Genomic DNA, 23496 nt, shown 5'->3' on the forward strand with positions numbered 1-23496 from the left:
GGCGGTGCCGAGGCACATCACTCAAGGAGGAGTTCCATGAAGCGATCAGTACGGCGGCGGACGACCGCCGCAGTGAGTGTGGCAGCAGTCGCCGCCCTGATGCTCGGCGCCTGCAGCGGTGGCGGCGAGAACGGTGGCGGCGGAGACGGCAACACCGTGCACATCCTCGTGACCAAGCATGCGCTCACCGGGCCCATGGCCGACATGGCCTGGGTGAGCGACCTCGAGGAGATGGCCGACGTGACCATCGTCTGGGAAGAGATCTCCTCAGACTGGGACCAGAAGAAGTCCACGATGCTCGCGGCAGGTGACATCCCGGACCTGATCGTAGGCGTCAACGCGATCACCGACGCCGACCTGGTCACCTTCAACGGCCTGTTCGAGGACCTGTCCGATGACATGGATGCGCTGCCGAACGTGCAGGGCATGTTCGACGCGGTGCCGGCTACCGAAGTGATGGCCACCCAGCCTGACGGTGAGATCTTCTCCGTGCCGAGCTACCGACGCTTCTGGCCCGAGACCACCACCCGGCAGTACATCAACCAGGAGTGGCTGGACAACCTCGACCTGGAGGTACCGACCACCTGGGACGAGCTCTTCGACGTGCTCACGGCGTTCAAGGAAGAGGACGCCAACGGCAACGGTGACCCGAACGACGAGATCCCGATGGACTGGGCGCCACCAGGCAACTCAGGCTTCGGCGGTTTCCAGGCCACCTCACTGCTCAGCAGCCTTGGCATGCCGATCTCCGACGGTGGCAGCTCGACCTACTTCGTGGAGGACGGGCAGGTCGGCAGCATCTTCACCGATCCGCGCTACCGCACTGTGGTGGAGTTCCTGCGCGAGTGCTATGCCGCTGGACTGATCAGCGAGGAGGTGATGACCCAGGACTACTCGACGTACCAGTCAGTGGGCCGCGGTAACGGCGATACTGCGACCGTGGGCTTCAGCTGGGGCTGGACCGCCTCGGACCGGTTCGGCCCGCAGCTGGCCGACCAGTACACCGCAACCGCCCCGCTGGCTGCCGAGGGTGTGGATCCGAGCGAGGTGGTGTGGTCCTACGACGACTACTACCTGAACTACGGCGTGAACGCCATCACCATGTCCGCCCAGACCGATGTGCACGATGCGGCGCTGCGGGTGATCGACGCGTTCTACGACCAGGACATGTCACTCCAGGTGCTCTGGGGTGACTTCGGCACCAACATCGAGAAGACCGGCGACGACTCCTACACGGTGCTGCCTCCCGCAGACGGTCAGACTGACCCATCCACGTGGAAGTGGACCACCACGCTCGCCGACCTCGGCCCGGGCTGGATACGCGACGACATCGACGTACAGCTACCGGCGGACCTCGACGAGGCGGTCACCCAGGCCGAACCGCTCGCCGAAGCGCTGTCCCACGTGGATCCGGTGGCCGACGTGTTCCCCATCCAGTTCTTCTCGCTGAGGTCGGAGGATTCCTCAACGATCTCCCTGAACGAGGCGAACTTCGCCAGCATCGCCATGCAGAACTGGGCGACCTGGGTCACCGAGGGAGGTGTGGACACAGCCTGGGACGCTTACCTTCAGGAGCTTGACGCCGCGGGAGTGAACCAGAACCTGGAGATCTACCAGCGCTACTACGACGACTACGTGGCGTCCCTGGGCTGACCCTCGAGCGGTGCCCGCCGGACTCGGCGGGCACCGTTGGGATCGAAGGAGATCACCATGACAGTGACCGATACGGCGCCGTTGAAGCTGAACGGCCGCCGCCACGCGCCGAGCAGAGCCGGACGTTCGGGTGGTCGCGGCCTGCTGCGGCACGTCCGCCGGTACTGGCAGCTGTGGTTGATGGCTCTGCCGGCGATGGTGTTTGTCGCGATCTTCGCCTACTTCCCGATGTACGGGTTGCAGCTGGCGTTCCGGGAGTTCGACTTCTCCGCCGGGTTGACCGGTGGGGACTGGGTGGGCCTGAAGTACTTCCGGCAGTTCTTCGACAGTGCGCAGTTCTGGACGCTGATGCGCAACACTGTGGTGATCAGCGTGACCACGGTGGTGGTGGGGTTCATCGCCCCGATCTTTCTCGCGCTGCTGGTGAACCAAGTGGTCGGGCGGCGCCGGAAGAAGTTCTTCCAGACCGTCACCTACCTGCCGCACTTCATCTCGATCGTGGTGATCGTGGGCATGCTGCAGGTGTTCCTCTCGCCCACGTCCGGGTTGATCACCAGGGTCGCCCAGTTCTTCGGTGCCACCGACGTGAACTACCTCGGCGACACGTCCACCTTCGTCCCGGTGTACGTGATCTCCGAGGTGTGGCAGCACTGCGGCTGGAACTCGATCATCTACCTGGCGGCCCTGGCCAGTGTGGACACCCAGCTGTATGAGGCAGCGCGTATCGACGGGGCGGGCCGGATGACCATCATCCGGCACATCGACTTCCCGGCGCTGGTGCCCACGATGATCGTGCTGCTCATCCTGAACATGGGCAACGTGCTCAACACCGGGTTCGAGAAGATCTTCCTGATGCAGAACCCGCTGAACCTCGGGGTCTCCGAGGTGATCGCCACCTACGTGTACAAGATCGGCATCCTGTCCAACCAGTTCAGCTACGCAACCGCGATCGGGTTGTTCAACACCATGATCAACTTCGCCTTCCTGGTGATCACCAACCAGATCGCCAAACGCGTCTCGAACACGAGCCTGTGGTGAGGAGTCGAACGATGCGACTGAAGACGCTGCGCCTGCGCACCCCGGGAGACATCGCCTTCACGGTGGTGCTCGGCTTGACCTGCGCGCTGCTGCTGTTCCTGACGTTGTACCCGATCTACTTCGTGGTGATCGCCTCTGTCAGTGACCCCACCCTGGTCGCCACCGGCGGTGTGTCCTTCTGGCCTCGAGGGATCTCCTGGTTCGGGTACGAGCAGATCTTCGCCGACAACCGGATCTGGACCGGCTACCGGAACACGATCCTGTACACCGTGGTCGGCACCGCGCTGAACCTGGCGGTCACGCTGCCCGCCGCCTACGCGCTCTCCCGCCGGGAGTTCGCACCGCGCAAAGTCCTGATGCTGCTGTTCGCGTTCACCATGTTCTTCAACGGCGGGCTGATCCCGATGTACCTGCTGCTGCGCGACCTGAGCCTGCTGGACAACTGGCTCGTGTTCGTGCTCCCGTCGGCGGTGAACGTCTACAACCTCATCATCGCCCGGGCGTTCTTCGAGAACTCCCTGCCCGAGGAACTGTTCGAGGCCGCCACCATCGACGGTGCGAACTACTTCCAGTTCTTCATCAAGATGGCACTGCCGCTCTCGATGGCGATCATCTCGGTGATCGGGTTGTACTACCTGGTGCAGCACTGGAACGACTTCTTCACCGGCCTGGTGTTCGTGCGCACCTACGACAAACAACCGTTGCAGATCGTGCTCCGAGACATCCTCATCTCCAACCAAGCGTTCGCCGGCGGCGCCGGGGGTGCCGGTGCTACCGGAGGCAGCTACGCCCAGCAGTACGCCGACCAGATCAAGTACGGCGTGATCGTCGTCTCCACGTTGCCGGTGATCGTGCTCTACCCGTTCCTGCAGCGCTACTTCGAGAAGGGCGTGATGATCGGGTCGGTGAAGGGCTGATGCGCCGCCTCGTGGACTGGCACACCCGGGCCGGCCGGCTCGGCCTGCGACTGCTCTGGCTGCACCTGCTCTGGTGCGCCTGGACGCTGCGTGGCGGCATCCTGCTCGGGGCCTTCCCCGCCACGGCCGCTGTGCATGCGGTGCTGCGCAGCGACGAGCGGCACCGGCTGGGCGATCCGGAAGTCGAGCTCGAGCTGCGCGGTGTGCGCGCGCAGTTCCGTGCCTACTTCCGCCAGGAGTTCGCGGCGGCAAACCGGCTCGGGCTCACTCTCGCCGCTGTGTGGGCGCTGCTGCTGGTCGATCGCAGCCTGGTGAGCCAGCTCGACCTCGGCGGGCTCGGGCCGGTGCTGGCCGGCGCCCACACTGTCGCCGGAGTCGTACTGGTCGTGCTCACCGCCATCATCTGGGTGCTGCAGGCGCAGTTCGCCGAAGGAACGGCGGCGCTGCTGCGGCGCAGCCTCGTCCTCCTCGCCGGCCGCCCAGCCGCGGCAGCGCTCACCGCCGCATCGATCGGGCTGCTGCTGTACGCCTACTACCTGGTACCCGGATTCATCCCGGTCTTCGGGATCCCCGCACTCGCCGCCGCCGCGACAGCGTGCCTGTGGCGCACCGGAATCCTGACCGCACCGCCGATACCCGCCACCGAGCGCGACCCCCAGCTGCGGGTACACCGCGCACCGGGTGCAGCACCCGCGCCGCGTCCCAGCTGACGGACCGCCACCAGAACGGACACAGATGAGCCTGCCCCCCACCTCCCATCACGCACCCGAACCGGTGCTCCGGTCGCTCGGCTACGCCGGACGGGTACGCCTGCACGGGCCCCTCGGCGAGCGCATTGCCGACGCTGCCGAGACCTACCTCGGCCTCTCCGTGGACGACGTACTGCACGGGTTCCGCCGACGCGCCGGACTACCCGCCCCCGGCAAAGGGCTGACCGGATGGTCCCGCACCACCAGCGAACCGACCTTCGGCCAGTGGCTCAGCGGCCTGGCCAGGCTCGCGGTCACCGCCGGCATCCCGGAGGCGAGGGAACGCGCCGGCGAGCTGCTCGGCGGCTACGCCGAGACCGTTGGTGCCGACGGCGACGTGCAGATGAGCCTGTACGGATACGAGAAGCTGCTCTGTGGCCTGGTCGATGCCGCCTGCTACGCCGGGCACGACGAGGCGATCGGCCTGCTGGAGCGCACCGCCGAGTGGGCGGCCCACACGATCGAGCGCGACCGGCCCACCCCGCACGCCGCCAACTTCGCCGGTGGGGTGATCACCCCGGACCGGCACGCGCGCACCATCGAGTGGTACACCCTCGCGGAGAACCTCTACCGCGGCCACCTCGCGGGTGCGTCCACGGCGGTGCGCGACTTCGCCGCCGTCTGGCACTACGACTCCTACTGGGACCGTTTCGCCGAGCACCCCGCTCCCGGGCAGGCGTGGGACGTGCCGGTGTGGCTGCACGCCTACTCGCACGTGAACACGTTCGCCTCGGCCGCCGCCGCATACGAGGTCACCGGCGAGCCGTACTACCTGGACGTGCTTCGCGGAGCCTACGAGTACCTCACCACCACCCAGATCTACGCCACCGGCGGGTACGGGCCCAGCGAGCTCACGCTGCCCGAGGACGGCTCCCTGGGCCGGGCGCTGGAGTGGCGCACCGACACTGCGGAGATCGTCTGCGGCAGCTGGGCGGCGTTCAAGCTGTGCACGGCGCTGCTGCGCCACACCGGCGAGGCCCGCTACGCCGACTGGGCCGAGCAGCTCGTCTACTCCGGGCTCGGTGCGGTGACACCGGTCCGGCCTGGGGGCCGCTCGCCCTACTACCATGACTATCGGCTGGGCATCGCGACCAAGCTCGCGCACTGGGACGACTGGCCGTGCTGCTCGGGCACCTACGTGCAGGGTGTGGCGCATCTCCCGGACCTGGTCTATCAGCAGCATGACGGCGGAGTGTCGGTGGCCCTGTACGTCCCCTCCGAGGTCTCCTGGTCCCAGGACGGACGCGAGCTCAGCCTCAGCCAGCGGACCGACTTTCCGGCCGCGGACACAAGCACGCTCACCGTCCGCACCGGGGGCGGGCCGGCTCGGTTCCGCCTGCGGCTGCGGCGGCCACCGTGGAGCTCACGGCTCACCGTGCGGGTGAAGGGCGAGCTGGTCCGGCCGCGGGTGGTCGAAGGGGGCTGGCTGGAGATCGAGCGAGACTGGGCAGACGGGGACCGGGTCGACGTCACTCTCGGCGGGCGCCTGCGCGTGCTACCGGTAGACCGGTGGCACCCGAACCGTGTGGCGTTCGCGCACGGACCGGTCGTGCTCGCCCAGAACGCCGACTGGACGATGCCGGTGTCCCTGCCCACGCCCTGGTCGATGGTAGACCTGGACGCCGCCTTCACCCGCACCGCTGACGGGCTCGGTTACCGCCCCGCCGGAGTGGGCACGGCGCGCCTGCCGCTCGGCCTGCTCCGGCCACTGGCCGAGGTGCCCGAACGCGTCCCCTATCGCGTCTATGCCGACCTGGACGCCCCCCGCATCATCTGACCCGAGGAGCCCGCATTGCCCGGACAAGCAACCGAACTGTTCCAGACCACTGCGACCGCAATCACCTGGTGTGGCGACGGTGAGACGCTCCGGGTCGAGGCCTGGGGCCGGGACAGCATCCGGATCCGCAGTGCACTCGGCCCGATCAAGGACACCGAGTGGGCCCTGCTGCCCCCCGAGGCGGACGCGCACGCGGTGCACATCGCCGTCGACGGTGACCGGGCCACGTTGACCAACGGTGCCATCGTGGTGGCCCTCACCGCCCGCTCCGGGACAGACGCGCAAGCCGGCTATCTGCGCCATTCCTGTCGGCTTCGGATCGAGGACCGCTCCGGTCGGCTGCTGTTCGAGGAAGTCGGTGCCGGCGGAGCGCTGAAGGTCCGCGCCCGGGACTACCACCCGTTACCTGGCGGGTCCTGGCGCACGCTGCTCCAGCTGCGCAGCGACCCGGCGGAGGTGCTCTACGGCATGGGTCAGTACCAGGACGCCCTCGGCGACCTCAAGGGCAGCACCCTGGAGCTGGCCCACCGAAACTCCCAGGCGAGCATCCCGTTCGTGATGTCCAGCGCCGGCTACGGGATGCTCTGGCACACGCCCGCAGTGGGCAGAGCGACGTTCGGCACCAACCGCACCGAGTGGGAAGCCCGTGTTGCCGACCAGATCGACTACTGGGTGAGCGCCGGGCAGCCAGCCCAGGTCGCTGCACGGTATGCCGAGGTCACCGGGCACGTTCCGATGATGCCCGAGTACGGGCTCGGCTTCTGGCAGAGCACGCTCCGGTATGCCTCGCAGGACGAGCTGCTGGAGGTAGCCCGGGAGTTCGCTCGCCTGGAGCTGCCGCTGGATGTGATCGTCGCCGACTTCTTCCACTGGCCTGAGCTGGGTGACTACCGCTTCGAGGAGGAGTTCTGGCCAGACCCCAGAGCGATGGTCGCCGAGCTGCGCGAGCTCGGTGTGGAGCTGATGGTCTCGGTGTGGCCGCAGGTATCACCCGCCTCGAGCAACTATGACGAGCTGAGCCGCCACGGTCACCTGGTCCGCTCCGAGCGGGGCGTGGACGTGCAGATGGCATTCGGGGGACCAAGCCGGTTCCTGGACACCACCCATCCGGGTGCGCGGGACTTCCTCGACCGTGCGCTCACCGAGGGGTACCGCCAGTATGGGATCGACCTGTTCTGGCTCGACGAGGCCGAACCCGAATTCGCGTTCTACGACTACGACGCCTACCACATGCACGCCGGCCCGGTCAGCCAGGTGGGCGGCATCTATCCGCAGTCCTTCGTCCGCGCGATCGCTGACGGTCGCCGACGTCGCGGTCAGGACGCGGGCGTGTCCCTGGTCCGGTGCGCCTGGGCAGGTAGCCAGCGCCATGGCGCGCTGGTCTGGTCAGGAGACATCGCCTCCACCTGGTCGGCGCTGCGAGCCCAGATCGCCGCCGGGATCCACATCGGGGTCGCTGGCATCCCCTGGTTCACCACTGACATCGGCGGATTCGGCGGAGGACGAGTGGACGATCCCGACTTCGTGGAGCTGCTGCTGCGCTGGTTCCAGCTCGGCACGTTCCTGCCGGTGATGCGACTGCACGGAGACCGCGGCCCGGGGCGCAAGGTGCAGGCGGCGGACGGAACACGGCGGATGCACAGCGGAGCGCCCAACCAGCCGTGGAGCTATGGTCCGGATGCGCTCGAGGTCATGACGACGTACCTGCGCGTGCGGGAGCGGCTGCGCCCCTACCTGCGGAAGGTGATGGCCGCAGCGCACACTGACGGGCAGCCAGTGATGCGCGGCCTGTTTCATGAGTTTCCCGGGGACCGGCAGGCCTGGCACACCCCGGATCAGTTCCTGCTCGGACCGGACCTGCTAGTCGCGCCGGTCACGGACCCCGGGAGAACCACCCGGCGGCTCTACCTGCCTGAGGGCGCGCAGTGGACCTCCTTGCACACCGGTACCCGTCACGACGGCGGTACCTGGGTCGATGAACCGGCTCCGTTGGAGGTGATCCCGGTGTTCCGCCGAGACGGCGCGCTCGCCAAGCTGCACCTGGGCTGACCAGGGCGGGCACCTCTCTCGGAACAAGACAGACCAGGCCGGTCTCCGCCGTCGAGCAGCGGTGCTGGCACACTAGCCAGGTCCGCGAACGTGGGGTTGTGGTCGCTCCAGGAGCGAGCCGGCGACACGAAGCGCACGTGCGCGGCGCCTGAGACCCCCGAGACGAGGAGACCGCGTGACTGCACTGCCCGTTCCCGCCCACGACTACCTGCTGCGCCCCTGGAGCGGCACCTGGGTGCGCGACGCGCTGCTAGTGAGCGGCGCCGTCGTGCTGACCGCTGTGCTCGCCCAGGTGAGCATCCCCGTGCCGGGCTCCCCGGTGCCGGTCACCGGGCAGACGCTGGCGGTGATGCTGGTCGGCACGACGATGGGCATGCGCCGGGGCACGGCTGCGATGGGTCTGTACCTGCTGGTCGGGCTGGTCGGGCTCCCGGTGTACTCCGACGGCACCGCGGGCCTGCAGGTGCTGCTCGGCGCCACCGGCGGCTACCTGGTGGGCTTCGTGCTCGCTGCGGCTGTGATGGGCTGGGCGGCCGAACGCGGCTGGGACCGCACCCCGTTGCGTACCCTGCTGCTCGGTCTGGTCGGGCAGGGCCTCATCTTCGGGGTGGGCGTGCCGTGGCTGGCGTTCGCTGCCGGTCTAGACTTCGCTGGCGCCATGTCGGCCGGCGTCACCCCGTTCCTGGTCGGTGGGGTCATCAAGGGGCTGGTGGCTGCTGCGCTGCTACCCGCTGCCTGGCGGTTGGTCCGCGGCAAGCAGCGGCGCTGAGCCTGCCGTCGGACCGAGGGGGCGCGGTGCCGGTCGGCCCGGCCGGACACCGGCGCACGGGCCCGGTCGAGCCCGCTTCCGTGCGCTCGACCACACCCGCGGTGACCGCCGTGTGAGAACTGGGTAAGGAGCGCGTGATCGCACCGGCCGACGCCCGTTCAGCAGGGCGCCGGAGCCGTAAGATCGGCGGTGTGAACAGGCGAGTGCGACCGGCATCCTCGGCGCGCCGGGACCGGCCCGCGCGGTCGCTGCGGGCGAGGCGCTCCTCCAGCGCCGACCCCACTGCGCGCGTGGGCACCGGCGAGCTCGAGGCCGCCGAGCTGGTCGACACCGACGCCGTGCCCGCCGCCGCCCCGGTACCGCCGCTGCGCGCACCAGCACGCACAGCGGACCTCAAGCCCCGCCGCCCGGACGCCCCCGGCAGATTCCTGCGGGACAAGGCCCGCCGGATGATGGTCGGACAAGGGCCGCCGACCGTGCCGCTGGTGCAGCTGCGCCGGGACAGCGGGCTGGGCGCCGCTGAGGAGCGCTCCGTGCTCGACCTGGTGCTCCGGGTGGGGGAGGCGATGATCGGCACCGGCGCCCCCGTCGCCGACGCCACGATCGACATGCTCCGCCTCGCGGACGGGCTTGGCGTGAAGAACCTCACCGTCGACATCACGTTCACCTCGGTGCACGCCACCATCGACCGGGACGACGACCCGGTCACCAAGGTGCGGGTGATCAGGACCCGCACCTCCGACTACAGCCGCCTGACCGAGATCTCCCGCCTCGTCATGGACGTGACCGCAGGCGGGGTGGACATCCCGACGGCGCACGCCCGGCTGGAGTCCATCCTGTCCGCGCCCCACCCCTACAGCAGGCTGGTGGTCACCGCCGCCCTCGGGCTGATGGCCGCAGGCGTTGCGGTGCTGCTCGGCGGGGGATGGGCGGTGTCCATCGTGGCGGCGCTGACCACGGTCGTGGTGGACCGGGTGATGCGGTTCCTGCGGCACCGCGGCCTGCCCTACCTGTTCCAACAGACGCTCGGCGCGGGAATCGCCACGCTGGTGGCAGTGCTGCTGCTGTGGGGGCAGGAGATCTTCGGCTGGGACCGCGCTCTGCTGCCACCCTCCCTGGTGGTCGCCTCCGGGATCATGGTGCTCCTGGCCGGGCTGTCCGTGGTCGGTGCCGCCGAGGACGCGATCGCCGGATTTCCGCTGACCTCCGCCGCCCGCGCGTTCGAGGTGGTGCTCTCTACTATCGGGATCATCATCGGCATCGGTGTGATGCTCGCGATCGCACAACGCCTGGGCGTGACGCTGAGCATCGGCGACCTGGAAGCACGCGGCGGTGTCGCCTCCGTGGTGACCATGGCAGCCAGCGCGATGATCGCCGGAGCCTGGGCGATCGCCTCCTACACCCGGATGCGGGTGGTCGCACTGATCGCGGCTGTCGGTGCGGTCGCCTCGGCGATGTTCACACTCGTCTCCTACCTGGGCCTCAGCCCGGAGAGCGGACCGTTCGGCACCACCGTGGCGGCGTTCGTGGCGGCACTGACCGTCGGGCTGATCGCCGGTGGGCTCACCGACCGGCTCCGCATCCCCTCGATGGTGCTCGCCGTCTGCGGCATCACCCCGTTCCTGCCCGGTCTGGCGATCTACCGGGCGATGTACAACATCGTCGACTCCGGCCACCTCGTGGAAGGGTTGGACCTGCTGGTGCGCGCCGTCTCGATCGGGCTGGCGCTGGCCGCGGGGGTCACGCTGGGCGAGTTCCTGGCCCGGCCGCTGTCCGCCGAGGCGGACAAGTGGCAGCGGCGGATCCGGCGCCAGGCCCGCGGGACCCGGATCTGACCGCTGCACGACTGGTCGCCGGTGTGCACACCGGCGAGTTGACCCTCCTGTGGGCGCGCCCACTTTCGTCACCCGGACAACGGGCGCATGATGGAGAGGACAACCGACGACGAGGAGTTGTCCGTGCGGATCGTGGTCACCGGTGGTTCCGGGGGATTGGGCAGCAAGGTAGTTGCCCGGGTGCGCGAGCTGGGACACGTGGCGATCCCGGCAAGTCGGCGCTGGGGCGTGGACCTGACCACAGGCCAAGGCCTGGGCGCAGCGCTCGTGGGTGCGGACGCCGTCGTGCACTGCGCGAGCAACCCGGTGCGGCCCGGGCGCACCGACGTAGAAGGCACAGTGCAGCTGCTCGGCGCGATCGCAACGATGCCGCAGCCAGCGCACCTCGTGCACGTCTCCATCGTCGGCTGCGACGCGAACCCGCTGCCGTACTACCGGGCGAAGGTGCGCGCCGAGGAGGCCGTCCTCGCCAGTGGGCTGCCAGCCACTGTGGTCCGCGCCACGCAGTTCCACACCCTGGTGGACACGATCGCGCGGATGGCCACGATCGGGCGCACCCGCCTCGACCTGGACTTCTCCGCCCAGCCGGTGGACGTGTCCTGGTTCGCCCGGGAGCTGGTGGACCACGCGCTCGGAACTCCGCCGGGCGGTGCAGTGCGCGCCCGGGACATCGCCGGCCCGGAGCTGCTCACCGTCGCCGACGCGGCCGAGGCCGTGCGCGCACATGAGGGCCGCCCCGCCACCCGCGGGCTGCGCGTGCCGACGGTGGGCCGCACGCTGCGAGCGTTCGCCGACCGGTCCAACCTGCCCGGACCGGACGCCCGCATCGGCGGCGTCGGGTTCTCCGACTGGATCGCCCGGCAGCCAGCACGAGCCGCCTCCTGACCCGCTGCTCAGCCGGTGGCGACGACCTGGTCGCCGGCCTGCAGCTGCTGCCGCTCCTCGGTCTGGAGCAACAGACCCACCGTGTTCCCCGGCTCACCGGCCTCCAGCCGCTCGCCGGATGCGCCCACGACGCCGATGATCGCGGCTGCTGCCACCAGCTGACTGCCGCGATACACAGCAGCCCGCTGCCCCACGCGCACGGTACCTCCGGTCACCACACCAGTGGCCACCACACCGGACCCGGTGATCGTGAACGCCTTCTCGACGGTGACTCCCGGCCCCCCTGGTGCGCCCCCGGACATGGCGCTCACAGGCGCCTGTGTCGGGCTGGACGCCGCGCTGGCGGGTCCGAACCGGGGGTCGTCGGGGGGCTCGGAGGTCTTCTTCTTGCGCCAGAACACGCGCTCACGCTACCAATCCGCCGACGGCGGAGCCTCGCCCTGGTCCAAGAGCTCACCGCGGGCGTGCGCCCCGATGGCAGCCAGACCGGCATGGTTGTCGCTGCTGCCGAGCAGCACAGCCGCGTAGTTGGTCGCCCAGGCCCGTGCGCGGGCCCAGGTGGCGTCGCCTGCGCCGGTGGCGGTGGTGTACCGGTCGATGAACTCCGCCCGACCGGCTGAGGTGAACGTCAGCCAGGCGGTGGCCAGGTCGGTCGCCGGGTCGCCGGCGGTGGTGTCACCGAAGTCGATCACTGCCGTCAGACGGTCCCCGTTGGCGAGCAGGTTGAGCGGGTGCGGGTCGCCGTGCAACCACAACGGTGGGCCGCTGTGGGCGGGGGAGTCGACCAGCTGGTCGAACAGGTGCAGCAGGTCGGCGGCACCGGCGAAGGCGGCAGTCTGAAGCCGTGCTCGGATCACGCCGGCCCGGTCCGCCAGGGGCACGCCGCGTACCGGGTTGGCCGGAGCATCTGCATCGGCGGGTCGGTGCAGCGCGGCGAAGAAGTCCGCCAGCTGACCCGCCCAGACGTCCCGCTGGGTCGGGTCCTGGTCGGCCGCGGGGGTGCCCGGTAGCCAGGGTGCCACGGTCCAGCACCACGGGTAGTAGTCGGTGGGTGTTCCGGTACGCACCGGGACCGGGACCGCTACCGGTAGGTGGGCGGCGAGCCGGGGCAGCACCTGCTGTTCGTGCTGCACCAGCTCAGCGGCAACGGCCCGCCGGGGCAGACGGACCACCAGGTCCTCGCCGAGCCGGACCATCGCGTTGTCCCACCCGTTGGTCGCCAGCCGCAACGGCAGGTGCGCCAGGTCGGGGTGCTGGTCGGTGAGCAGCCGGCGCACCAGCGGTACGTCGACGATCACCTCGGCAGCAGGCATCCGGACCATCGACAGCACCTCCAAGTGGGGTGGTTTTCGCGGGGTGCACGATACATCGAGCGTGGCACGGGGTGGCCTCGAGCGTGGCGGGTTGCGGCGACCGTGGCGGGCGGCGACGGGCGTGGCGGGCGCGGCGGGCCTGGCACGGATTCGATACCTGCTGCACGGGGGCGGCACCCAGGAGCACGACCCCGCGGGCCAGGTATCGCATGATTCGATTCAACGGCGGAGGGGGAGCGGCGGAGGGGAGCGGCGAAGGGGCTGGGTCAGGCCTCGGTGTTCGCCGCCGCGGTCACCGGCGGCTGGGCCGACCACGGGAAGGAGATCCACCGGTCGGTGTGCCGCCAGGTGTAGTCCGGTTCGATGATCGAACGCGGCTTGGTGTACAGCACTGCGGAGCGGGCCTCGCTGGGCAGGTGCGCCACTCGCAACGGCGTCGGCCGCTCGGGGTCGGCACCGTCCTCCGGCTCCGGGGAGGCGGTCCCTTCCCGGAGCAGGTTCATCACCACCTGCAAGGTGCGCCCGGAGTCGGCGACATCGTCCACCACCAGCACCTTCGCCCCGGCCAGCACGCTGGTGTCCAGGAGCGGCGGCAGCACCACCGGGTCGGGCAACGTCTCCTCGATGTCGGTGTAGAACTCCACGTTCATCGTGCCCATCGCCTTCACCCCGAGCGCGTAGGCGATCGACCCGGCCGGCACCAAGCCGCCGCGGGCCACGGCGATCACTAGGTCGGGCATCCAGGTGCTGGCATGCACTGTGCGGGCCAGGTCTCGGACCGCCTCCCCGAACCGTTGCCAGGGGAGCACTTCCATCGCGGGCGGGGGCGTCGTCATGGGAAGACTTTACCTGCCGCGGGCTACGGTGCTGGGGTGACTATCCGGCTGATCGCGACCGACCTTGACGGCACTCTTCTCGCCGACCCGACCACGATCTCCGAGCGCAACCGGGCCGCCCTGGACGCGGCCCGGGCGATGGGCGTGGAGGTGGTGCCAGTGACCGCCCGCCAGCCCCGGGCGCTGCGCCCGATCGCCGAGATCGGCGGCTTCACCGGCTGGGCACTGTGCGGCAACGGCGGGCACGGCTTGCACCTGACCACCGGGGAGCGGCTGTTCGAGGCGCACCTGGAGGCGGCCACTGCGCAGGCGCTCGCAGCCGCCCTGCTGCGCAGCCTGCCCGAGGTGATGTTCGCCTCCGTCCGCGACGGCGGTGAGGTGTTCGTGGCCCAGGACGCCTACGCCCGGTCGGCCGCGTTCAGCGACCACAAGCGCGACCCTGCGGACATGGTGGTGGCACCGCTGGCAGACGTGCTCGCCGAACCCAGCCTGAAGCTGATCGTGCGCCATCCCCAGCTCAGCAACGACGACCTGGTCGCCCGCGTGGGCGCTCTCGGGCTGGACGGCTTCGAGGTGACGCACTCCGGTGCACCGTTCGTGGAGGTGCTGGCTCCGGGGGTGTCGAAGGCCTGGGGGCTGCAGCAGCTGTGCACCCACCTCGGCATCGAGGCCCGCGAGGTGCTCGCCTTCGGGGACGCGCCGAACGATGCCGAGATGCTCGCCTGGGCCGGGCGCGGGGTGGCGATGGCGAACGCGGCGCCGGTCACCCTGGCTGCTGCCGACGAGGTCACCGTGAGCAACCTCGACGACGGCGTCGCCCAGGTGATCGAGGCGGAGCTCGCCTCGGACCGGGCCGGCCGCTGAACGGCCGACCCGGCCCACCGGTTCACCGGTCGAAGGCGTCCTTGATCTTGTCGCCCGCCTTCTTCACGTCGGACGCCACCTGGTCCTTGCGACCCTCGGCCTCCAGTCGCTCGTCGTCGGTGACCTTCCCGGCTGCTTCCTTCGCCTTGCCTGCGGCGCCCTCGGCCGCGTGCTCGATCTTGTCGTCAGTTCCCATGGTGTCCTCCTGGTGTCGCAGTGTGCGGACGAGCCAAGCGTGCGGTGGCTGGCGCGGTGCCGCAACCGGAGCGGCGGTGCACACGACGCTCCGCCGTCGCCTTGGTCACATCGGGCCGCTGGTCCCAGGGAACTCCCAGCGGCACCGGGTAGGTTGGGATGTACACGCACCAGCGCTGATGAAGGACTGAGGATGGCCACCCGGACAGTCACGATCGGATCCCCTGTGGGCCTGCACGCGCGGCCCGCCGCGGTGTTCACCCGTGCGGTGGAGGACACCGGGGTGAACGTGCGGATCTCCAAGGACGGCTCGGTCCCCCAGGACGCTGCGAGCATCCTCGGGGTGATGACGCTCGCTGTGGAGCAGGGCGACACTGTCACCCTGCACGCGGAAGGTCCGCGCGTCGACGAGGTGCTCGACCACCTGGCCGACCTGCTCTCGCAGGACCTGACCGCCTGACCGAACCGACCCGGGAGACAACTGTGGCACGTGGTGAACAGGTCGACCGGCGGATCCACGAGGCTGCGATGGCCCTGCTGCGCGCCCACGGACCCGCAGCGGTGACCGTCGAGGCTGTCGCCGCACAGTCCGGTGTGGCCCGCACCACCATCTACCGCCGGCACAAGGACCGCGGCGAGGTGCTGGAGTCGGCGCTGAAGGAGATGGCCGCTACGAACCCGTTCGTCCCCACTGAGGACGTCTGGGTGGACATGCGGACCGCGATCGAGATCACCATCGCCACCTTCCTGCAGAACAGGGGGGTGGGGGTGTTCCTGGGGCTAGTGCAGAGCGGCGACCCGGAGCTGGTCGAGCTCATCCGGGAGAAGCTGCTGCGGCCGCGGATGGAGCTGGGGGTGGCGCGGCTGCGCGCCGGGATCGCCACCGGTCAGGTGCGCGCGGACGCCGACGTGGACACAGTGGCCGACCTGGTGCTGGGCGCCGTGGCGGCCCGGTTCGCCCACGCGGGCACCTTCCCGCCGGAGTGGATCGACTCGGTGGTCGCCTTGATGCGTCGGTCGCTCGAGCCCGACGGCGGAGCCAGCGCGCCGTAGGTCCCTCGCCGAGCGGTTCTGCTCTGGGCGGTATTGGGTTTGGTGCACCCTGGCTGACGGCGTACCCTGGGACCAGCGATCGCTACAGTGCATGTAGCGTATCGATACCGGCTCTGGTTGACACCACCACCAACACTCGCAGCGAGGGCGGACCGTATGGCATTCGACATCGACCGGTTCGCACGAGACTCCGTGCGCGTCGGCTGGGAGGACCTCGACCTGGAGGTGTTCCGCACCGACCCGCTGCCCCCGGAGTCGCTGCGCACGCTGCGCTACATGTGCGATGTGGAGTACCACACCGTCTGCTACCTGCGGGACATGCTGGTCACCCGGTCCCGCCGGGAGACCGAGGTGAACGCCTTCATGACGATGTGGAACCGGGAGGAGTTCTGGCACGGCGAGGCGCTCGCGCACGTGCTCTCGCTGCACGGGATCACCGTCTCCTACGACGAGCTGAAGGCCAAGCGGGTCAAGCTCGGCTGGAAGGACCGGTTGGCACCGTTGAAGCAGTCGGTGCTGTCCAACCTGGTGGGCAAGGACTTCGTGGCCGTGCACATGATCTGGGGAGCGGTCAACGAGTGGTCCGCCTCGGCCGCCTACAAGCGGCTCGCCGTGCTCGAGGGGCACCCGGGTCTGGCGGTGCTGGTGCGCCGGATCGCCGCTCAGGAGGCTCGGCACGTCGCGTTCTACGCCACCCAGGCCCGCACCCGCCTCACCGACAACGCCAGGGCGCAGAAGCTCGCCCGGCTCGCGCTGTCCACAGCCTGGCGCCCGGTCGGTTCCGGGATCGCCTCGGACGACGAGGTTACCCATGTGATGGGGCACCTGTTCGGCGGCGCCGCCGGACGCAAGGAGATCGACGCCATCGACCGACACATCTCCAAGCTGCCCGGGATGGACGGTCTGACGATCGTGGGCGACGCGCTCGACGCCCGCGGGATCGCCGCATGAGCCCCCACCGAGGTGCGCCGAGGACCCCGGCGTGCCGGAGCGAGGCGCAGTGACCTTCGACGTCAAGGCCTACACCCGTACGCCGATCGACCTGCGCCCGGACAACCTCGACCTGTCCGCCCTGGCAGACCTGGACGGCCCCACGTTGGCCGTCCTGGACTATCTGTGGCAGGTCGAGCACGGTGTGCTCGACCTGATGCGGGACGTGCTGGTCACCCCCACCCACGCCGAGTCGGAGGTGACCGCCTTCCTGGTGACCTGGGGCTATGAGCAGTACTGGCTCGCCCGCTCCTTGCACGAGGTGCTCACTGCCCACGGTGGGCCGAGCGACGCAGGCCGGGACTCCGCCGTCGGTGTGGTGCTGCGTGCCTGGGACGAGCGCGCCCGCCCGATGCTGCACTCGGTGCGGACCAACCTGCTCGGTGAACAGGTGGTGGCCGGTCACCTGGCCGCAGGCTGGCTGGACACCGCCGCACTCGCGCTGTGCTACCGGCGCCTGGGCAGCCTGGTCCCAGCATGCACGGCCCTGACCGAGGCGGTGCTGCCGATGAAGGATCGGCATCTGGACTTCTACACCGCACAGCTGCGGGAGCGGATCGGCGAGCCTGCCGCCGCCCGGCACGCCCGCCGCGCCGCCAGCTCCTGGCGCTGGCCGGGCACCCGGTACACCGGGCACGACGCAGTGCTGCCGGTGGTGGAGACCCTGCTGGCCGACCCGGCCGCACGAACCGACGTGACCACCGTGGACACCCGGCTGCAACAGCTGCTGGACGTGGCACCGCTCACAGCTGTGCGCTCGGCACTGGGCCGATTCGTCCGCTGAGGCAACGATCGGCCCCGCTTCCGCGTACAGTAACCGGAGTGTCGGAGGATTTGAAGAACGCCCACGTCCTGGTGACGGGTGCGACCGGATTCGTCGGACAGGCTGTCGTCGAGAAGCTCCTGTCCGCGTATCCGTCGACCCGGATCACCGTGCTGGTCCGCCCCCGCGGCGCCCTCAGCGCGCAGGCGCGAGTGGATAAGCTGCTCCGCAAGCCGGTGTTCGAGCCCTGGCGCGAACGCGTCGGGGCCGAGCAGGCCGAGGCTGAGGCGGCACAGCGGCTGACGGTGCTGGCGGGCGACCTCGAGGACGTCCCACCGTTGCCCGGGGACCTGGACGTGGTGATCCACTCCGCCTCCACCGTCTCCTTCGACCTGCCGATCGACGAGGCGTTCGCCTCGAACGTCGGCGGACCGGTGAACCTGTACCAGGCGATCGCCGCCTCCGGCTCCGACCCGCACGTCGTGCACGTGTCCACCTGCTACGTGGCTGGTCTGCGCAAGGGTCTGGCCGAGGAGCGCAGCCTGGAGCACGACGTGGACCGCGAGGCGGAGATGGCCCGGGCGCTGGCTGCGCGCACCGGCGCCGAGTCCGCCTCCCGCCGCCCGCAGCCGCTCGGCCGGATGGTCGCCAAGGCACGCGCCCAGCACCGCCGTGCCGGTGCCCAGGCGGTGGCCCAGGCCGCCGAGCAGGCCCGCCGCGCCTGGGTGCACGACCAGCTGGTGGAGGCCGGCCGCACCCGTGCCACCTCGCTGGGGTGGCCGGACGTGTACACGTTCACCAAGGCGCTCGGCGAGCGGGTCGCCGAGGACCTCTGGGGCGCCAGCCGGCGGCTGTCTGTGGTCCGCCCGACGATCATCGAGAGCTCGTTGCAGCACCCGTTCCCGGGGTGGATCGACGGGTTCAAGGTGGCCGACCCGCTGATCGCTGCCTACGGGCGGGGCATGCTGCCGGAGTTCCCGGCGCTGGCGGACACCATCTTGGACGTGATCCCGGTGGACCACGTGGTGAACGCGATCCTCGCAGCAGCCGCGAGCCCGCCGCCGGTGGCGGAGCCGCAGTACTTCCAGGTCTCCTCCGGGTCGCGGAACCCGCTGCGGTTCGGCACGCTGCTGCGGCTGATCCGGGGCTACTTCCGCAAGCACCCGCTCACCGACGCCCAGGGTTCGTTCGTGCAGGTGCCGAACTGGACCTTCCCGAACGGTCCGGCGGTGCAGCGTTCGCTGCGCCGCCGGGAGATTGCCGTGGATACCGCGGACAAGCTGGTCGGGCGGCTGCCGGCGAACGACACCACCCGGCAGTGGATCTCCACGATCTACAAGGCCAAGCGGGACCTGGGCACGCTGCGCAAGTTCACCGACCTGTACCAGGCCTACACCCAGACCGAGGTGGTCTTCGACGACACCAACACCCGTGCGCTGCACGAGGCGGTCGCCGACGACCGCAAGGCCGAGCACGGATTCGACGTCACGGCGATCGACTGGGCGCACTACCTGCAGGAGGTGCACGTCCCGAAGGTCCCGGGCCTGATGCGCGAGCGCCGCTCGCGGCCCAAGCCGTCCATCGACGCCGAGAACCTGCCCGCGCGCGAGGACGTGCTTGCCGTCTTCGACCTGCACGGCACCGTGGCTGCCGCGAGCCTGATCGAGCACTACGTCTGGGTGGAGCTGGCTGCCAAGGGGGCGCTGCCCGCGCTGCGCGAGCTCGGCGGCATGGTGGCCTCCTCCGGCACCTATCTGCAGGCCGAGCGGCGGGACCGGGGAGACTTCATCCGTTCCTTCATGCGCCGCTACGCCGGGATCAGCGAGGAGGAGCTGCGGGAGGTGATCGCCACGAAGGTGACCCCCTCGTTGCGTGCCCGGGTGCACGCTGAGGCCACCGAACGGATCGCTCGGCACCGGGCCGCCGGGCACCGCACCGTGCTGGTCACCGGCCAGATCGACGTGTTCGTGGAACCGCTGGCGGACATGTTCGACGTGATCGTGGCCGGGGAGATGGAGAAGGACGCCCGTGGGCGCTGGACCGGGCACCTGGCCACCTCCCCGCTGGTGGACGAGGCACGTGCCGCCTGGCTGGTGCGCTACGCCCGCGAGGAGGGCGTGGACCTTGCCGCCTCCTACGCCTACGGCGACACCTACTCCGACCGGCCGTGGCTGGACGTCGTCGGTCACGCCAGCGTGGTGAACCCTGATTCCAGCCTGTACCGCTACGCCCGGGAGAAGCGCTGGCCGGTGCACTCCTGGACCACGACGGCGGAGGGTCGCCTCTCCCCGGTGGTCCGCTCGATCACAGGGCCGGCCGGGCGATGAGGGGCAGGACGCGGACCACGCCGGTGCCGATCATCGGGACCGCGATGGTCACCGGCGGCACCTCCGGGATCGGCCTTGCCTTCGCCCGTGCGCTGGCCGCCCGCGGCTGCGACCTGGTGCTGGTCGCCCGGAACCGACAGCGGCTGGACGAGACCGCCGAAGAGCTGCGCGCCGCGCACGGTATCGCCGTGCACACGATCGTGGCTGACCTGACCGACCGGGCCGATGCCGACACGGTGGCGCGCCGGCTGGAGGACACCAGCGCCCCGGTGGACATCCTGGTGAACAACGCCGGGCACGGGGTGCACACACCGCTCACCGAGCAGATCGACGTGCACGACGCCGCGATCGACCTGATGATCCGCGGTGTGCTCGTGCTCGGGGCCGCCGCCGGCCGGACGATGCAGGCCCGCGGCAACGGGCTGATCATCAACGTCGGTTCGGTGGCCGGACTGGTGGCCATGGGCACCTACTCCGCGATCAAGTCGTGGGTGAACACCTACTCTGAGAGCCTGAGCCTGGAGCTGGAGGGCAGCGGAGTGCAGGTGATGACGTTGATCCCCGGATGGGTGCGCACCGAGTTCCACGGCCGGGCGAAGATCCGCACTTCGGCGATACCGTCGTTCCTGTGGCTGGAAGCCGACCGGCTGGTGGCCGACTGCCTCACTGATGTGGAAGCGGGGCGGACCAGGTCGGTACCATCACGACGGTTCAAGGTGATCGCCTGGTTGGCGCAACGGATGCCCCGAGCACTGGTCCGGCGAGCAACGGCGCTGATCCGGAAGGGACGCAGATGAGGACGAGGAGCCCCCGCGGAGTCGGCGTGAGGGACGAGCGCCGGCGGAGCGAGGCACCGCAGTGCTCAGACCACAGAGCGCTGTTGAGGACGAGGAGCCCCCGCGGAGTCGGCGTGAGGGACGAGCGCCGGCGGAGCGAGGCACCGCAGTGCTCAGACCAGAGGAGCACTGATGAGTGAGCGGCGCAAGACCGGCAGGTACCACTCCCGGCTGCACCGGTGGGCCAGGTACGTCGCGCAGCGGGGCATCCTCAAGACCGTGCTGAGCACCAACCTCCGGATCACTGTGGAGGGGGAGCGCAACTTGGCCGGGCTGGACGGTCCGTTCATCATGGTCGCGAACCACTCCTCGCACCTGGACGCTCCGCTCTGCCTGACCGCGCTGCCCTACCGGGTGACCAAGAACGTGGCCACCGCTGCTGGCGCGGACTACTTCTACAACGCGAAGTGGCGCAGCATGCTCACCTCGCTGTTCTTCAACACCTACCCGGTGGAACGCGGCAAGACCCGCGGCAAGTCGGCCGGACTGTCGGTCACCCTGCTGCGGCAGGGGGTGCCGCTGCTGATCTTCCCGGAGGGCACCCGCTCGCGCACCGGCGAGATGGCTGAGTTCACCCCCGGTGCCGCGGCCCTGGCCCGGGCGCTGCGGCTCCCGCTGGTGCCGGTGGCGCTGGTCGGGGCGCACGATGCGATGCCGGTGGGCACATTCTGGCCCAAGCCCGGCCGGATGCCGGTGAAGGTGCTGATCGGCAAACCGCTACGGGTCCGGCCCGGGGAGAAGCTGCCCGAGTTCAACACCCGCGCCGAGGCGCGGGTGCGGGCGATGCACACGATGCAGACGTCCTACGTGCTCGTCCCCGAGGACAACGCTGCCCCGCAGCCGGAGCACAAGGACCTGCCGGACGCTCAGGAAGGGATCTCATGACCGACGTCGTCCACCAGAAGTGGTGGGGCTGGGGAGTGGAGGGCATCGCCTTCCACCACGAGGACAAGCCAGAGTTCGCCCCGTTCGTGCGGAAGGCCATCGGACTGGACCTGCACGGCCCCGCCGGACGACCGCCGTCGTTCGAGGACCTGGAGGTGCCGGCCTCGATCCTGGACGAGGACCTCGGTGCGCGCCTGCGGGAGATCGTCGGTGACCACCACGTGTCGCTCGGGGACATGAACCGTGTGGTGCACACCTACGGCAAAGGGCTGCGTGACCTGGTGCGAGTGCGCGCCGGGGACCTGCCCCGGGTACCGGACGTGGTGGTCTACCCCGCGAACTCCGACGAGGTGCAGGCCGTGGTGGACGCCGTGGTCGAGGCCGACGGTGTGCTCATCCCGTTCGGTGGCGGGTCGAACATCTCTGGGTCACTGACCCCGCCGGCCGGTGAGCAGCGCGTGGTCGTCTCCCTGGACATGGGCCGGATGAACCGCGTGCTGCAGATCGACGCCGACGCCGGTCTGGCGCTCATCCAGGCTGGTGGTCTGGGCCCGGACCTGGAGGAGCAGCTGAATGCCGAGGGCTGGACTATGGGGCACCAGCCGGACTCGTTCAAGCACTCCACGCTCGGCGGCTGGATCGCCACCCGGTCCTCCGGTATGCAGTCGGACAAGTATGGCGACATCGCCGACATCACCCGCGGGTTCACCGTGGTGCTGCCCGGGAAGGTGGTCGAGCTGCGGCCGCTGCCGAGCACCTCCACCGGCCCCAGCGTGCGGGAGATGATCATCGGCAGCGAGGGCCGGCTCGGCGTGATCACCCAGGCGTGGGTGCACGTGCACCGGCTGCCGGAGAACCGCGAGGTGATCGCCTACCTGTTCCCGAACTGGGCAGCCGGGCTGGCGGCGATGCAGGAGGTGTCCACCTCGGACGCCTCCCCGAGCATCACCCGCGTGTCGGACGCCGCCGAGACGGCGTTCTCCTTGGCCACCCGGAAAGCCTCGAACAGCCTGTCCTCGAAGGTGGGGGAGGGGCTGTTCGAGCTGCTCCGCCGCCGCGGCTGGGACCTGGACAAGGTCGCCATCTCCTACATCGGCTACGAGGGCGGTTCAGCGAAGGTCCGGGCCGACAAGTCGGTGGTCGGCAAGATCATCGGCAAGCACGGCGGCATCAAGCTCGGCAAGGGCCCGGGCTCGATGTACGACCAGAAGAAGTTCGACACCCCCTACCTGCGCGACTTCCTCCTGGACCGTGGCGCGCTGGGTGACGTGTCCGAGACGGCAGCGCCCTGGTCCCGCCTCGGTGAGGTGTACACCTCCACGGTGCGGGCGGCTCGCGCGGCGTACGCCGAGCTGGGCGTGCAGGGCTTCATCATGTGCCACCTGTCGCACTCCTACCACTCCGGTGCGTGCCTGTACTTCACCTTCGCGTTCCCGCCGAAGGAGGGTGTGGACCAGCTGGAGCAGTACGACGTGGTGAAGTCGGCGATCCAGCAGTCGTTCGTGGACCATGGCGGCACGCTGAGCCACCACCACGGAGTGGGCAACGACCACTCGCCGTGGCTGGAGGAGGACATCTCCTCCGCCGGCACCGACCTGATGGTGGGGCTGCTGTCCTCGGCGGACCCGGGGCGCAACCTCAATCCGGGCACGCTGATCCCCAGCCACCGCGAGTGGTGACCCCGGTGTTCGCGAACGCTCTGGTTCGCGGCCGCTGAACCGATTCACGTCGCGGAAGCGGGCGTTCGCGAACTGTGGGGAGG

Annotated in this window: 22 protein-coding genes; 18 read left to right on the forward strand and 4 right to left on the reverse strand. The window is 69.8% G+C overall.

Annotated features, from left to right (window positions below):
* Window positions 1-36 precede the first annotated feature (36 nt).
* From K338_RS0106675 to K338_RS0106715, 9 genes are all read left to right on the forward strand, one after another.
* A complete protein-coding gene (locus K338_RS0106675) occupies window positions 37-1653 on the forward strand; it encodes an extracellular solute-binding protein (RefSeq protein ID WP_040653145.1) in 1617 nt (538 codons plus the stop codon).
* Between the two features lie 57 nt (window positions 1654-1710).
* Window positions 1711-2691: an ABC transporter permease gene (locus K338_RS0106680; RefSeq protein WP_022917404.1), complete on the forward strand. Its 981-nt coding sequence runs from the start codon at window positions 1711-1713 to the stop codon at window positions 2689-2691.
* 11 nt (window positions 2692-2702) lie between these two features.
* A complete protein-coding gene (locus tag K338_RS0106685; protein WP_022917405.1) occupies window positions 2703-3608 on the forward strand; it encodes a carbohydrate ABC transporter permease in 906 nt (301 codons plus the stop codon).
* Entirely contained in the window at window positions 3608-4318 is a 711-nt protein-coding gene (locus K338_RS0106690; RefSeq protein ID WP_022917406.1) for a YesL family protein, read from the forward strand. Before K338_RS0106685 ends, K338_RS0106690 begins: the two co-directional genes overlap by 1 nt.
* A gap of 25 nt (window positions 4319-4343) precedes the next feature.
* On the forward strand, window positions 4344-6134 hold the full coding sequence (locus K338_RS0106695; RefSeq protein ID WP_022917407.1) for a beta-L-arabinofuranosidase domain-containing protein: 1791 nt from the start codon (window positions 4344-4346) through the stop codon (window positions 6132-6134).
* Between the two features lie 15 nt (window positions 6135-6149).
* On the forward strand, window positions 6150-8183 hold the full coding sequence (locus tag K338_RS0106700) for a glycoside hydrolase family 31 protein (protein ID WP_022917408.1): 2034 nt from the start codon (window positions 6150-6152) through the stop codon (window positions 8181-8183).
* A 175-nt stretch (window positions 8184-8358) separates the two neighbouring features.
* Window positions 8359-8952, forward strand: a complete 594-nt coding sequence (locus tag K338_RS20945) for a biotin transporter BioY (protein WP_022917409.1) — start codon at window positions 8359-8361, stop codon at window positions 8950-8952.
* A gap of 191 nt (window positions 8953-9143) precedes the next feature.
* A complete protein-coding gene (locus K338_RS0106710) occupies window positions 9144-10787 on the forward strand; it encodes a threonine/serine exporter family protein (protein ID WP_157612271.1) in 1644 nt (547 codons plus the stop codon).
* 87 nt (window positions 10788-10874) lie between these two features.
* Window positions 10875-11672: an SDR family oxidoreductase gene (locus K338_RS0106715; protein WP_022917411.1), complete on the forward strand. Its 798-nt coding sequence runs from the start codon at window positions 10875-10877 to the stop codon at window positions 11670-11672.
* A gap of 8 nt (window positions 11673-11680) precedes the next feature.
* Here K338_RS0106715 and K338_RS20950 read toward each other — a convergent pair whose 3' ends face one another.
* The 3 genes from K338_RS20950 to K338_RS0106730 form a co-directional block, all read right to left on the reverse strand.
* Window positions 11681-12073 (reverse strand): hypothetical protein, encoded by a 393-nt coding sequence (locus K338_RS20950; RefSeq protein WP_022917412.1) that lies wholly within the window; start codon window positions 12071-12073, stop codon window positions 11681-11683.
* 9 nt (window positions 12074-12082) lie between these two features.
* Entirely contained in the window at window positions 12083-12994 is a 912-nt protein-coding gene (locus K338_RS0106725) for an aminoglycoside phosphotransferase family protein (RefSeq protein ID WP_022917413.1), read from the reverse strand.
* Between the two features lie 257 nt (window positions 12995-13251).
* Entirely contained in the window at window positions 13252-13821 is a 570-nt protein-coding gene (locus tag K338_RS0106730; protein WP_027286521.1) for a phosphoribosyltransferase, read from the reverse strand.
* A 36-nt stretch (window positions 13822-13857) separates the two neighbouring features.
* On the opposite strand from K338_RS0106730, the gene K338_RS0106735 reads away from it, so the two are divergent.
* On the forward strand, window positions 13858-14685 hold the full coding sequence (locus tag K338_RS0106735) for an HAD family hydrolase (RefSeq protein ID WP_022917415.1): 828 nt from the start codon (window positions 13858-13860) through the stop codon (window positions 14683-14685).
* A gap of 22 nt (window positions 14686-14707) precedes the next feature.
* Here the strand turns inward: K338_RS0106735 and K338_RS20955 are convergent, their stop codons facing one another.
* The gene (locus K338_RS20955) at window positions 14708-14881 is read right to left on the reverse strand and encodes a CsbD family protein (protein WP_022917416.1); all 174 of its coding nucleotides are present in this window, start codon (window positions 14879-14881) and stop codon (window positions 14708-14710) included.
* A gap of 192 nt (window positions 14882-15073) precedes the next feature.
* Here K338_RS20955 and K338_RS0106745 point away from each other — a divergent pair, with 192 nt between their 5' ends.
* The 8 genes from K338_RS0106745 to K338_RS0106780 all read left to right on the forward strand — a co-directional run bounded on the left by K338_RS0106745 (window position 15074) and on the right by K338_RS0106780 (window position 23413).
* Window positions 15074-15340: an HPr family phosphocarrier protein gene (locus K338_RS0106745; RefSeq protein WP_022917417.1), complete on the forward strand. Its 267-nt coding sequence runs from the start codon at window positions 15074-15076 to the stop codon at window positions 15338-15340.
* A gap of 23 nt (window positions 15341-15363) precedes the next feature.
* Window positions 15364-15933 (forward strand): TetR-like C-terminal domain-containing protein, encoded by a 570-nt coding sequence (locus K338_RS20960; protein ID WP_022917418.1) that lies wholly within the window; start codon window positions 15364-15366, stop codon window positions 15931-15933.
* Window positions 15934-16089: 156 nt separating this feature from the next.
* Window positions 16090-16884: a ferritin family protein gene (locus K338_RS0106755; protein WP_022917419.1), complete on the forward strand. Its 795-nt coding sequence runs from the start codon at window positions 16090-16092 to the stop codon at window positions 16882-16884.
* A 49-nt stretch (window positions 16885-16933) separates the two neighbouring features.
* Window positions 16934-17707, forward strand: a complete 774-nt coding sequence (locus tag K338_RS26140; protein ID WP_022917420.1) for a hypothetical protein — start codon at window positions 16934-16936, stop codon at window positions 17705-17707.
* Between the two features lie 38 nt (window positions 17708-17745).
* Complete coding sequence (locus tag K338_RS20965; RefSeq protein ID WP_022917421.1) at window positions 17746-20013, forward strand: HAD-IB family hydrolase; 2268 nt, start codon at window positions 17746-17748, stop codon at window positions 20011-20013.
* 23 nt (window positions 20014-20036) lie between these two features.
* Window positions 20037-20810 (forward strand): SDR family NAD(P)-dependent oxidoreductase, encoded by a 774-nt coding sequence (locus tag K338_RS0106770; RefSeq protein ID WP_022917422.1) that lies wholly within the window; start codon window positions 20037-20039, stop codon window positions 20808-20810.
* 171 nt (window positions 20811-20981) lie between these two features.
* Complete coding sequence (locus tag K338_RS20970; RefSeq protein ID WP_022917423.1) at window positions 20982-21734, forward strand: lysophospholipid acyltransferase family protein; 753 nt, start codon at window positions 20982-20984, stop codon at window positions 21732-21734.
* Entirely contained in the window at window positions 21731-23413 is a 1683-nt protein-coding gene (locus K338_RS0106780; RefSeq protein WP_022917424.1) for an FAD-binding oxidoreductase, read from the forward strand. Before K338_RS20970 ends, K338_RS0106780 begins: the two co-directional genes overlap by 4 nt.
* Window positions 23414-23496: the final 83 nt, after the last annotated feature.

It is taken from the genome of Ruania albidiflava DSM 18029 (genome assembly GCF_000421225.1).
GTDB classification, from domain to species: Bacteria; Actinomycetota; Actinomycetes; order Actinomycetales; family Beutenbergiaceae; genus Ruania; species Ruania albidiflava.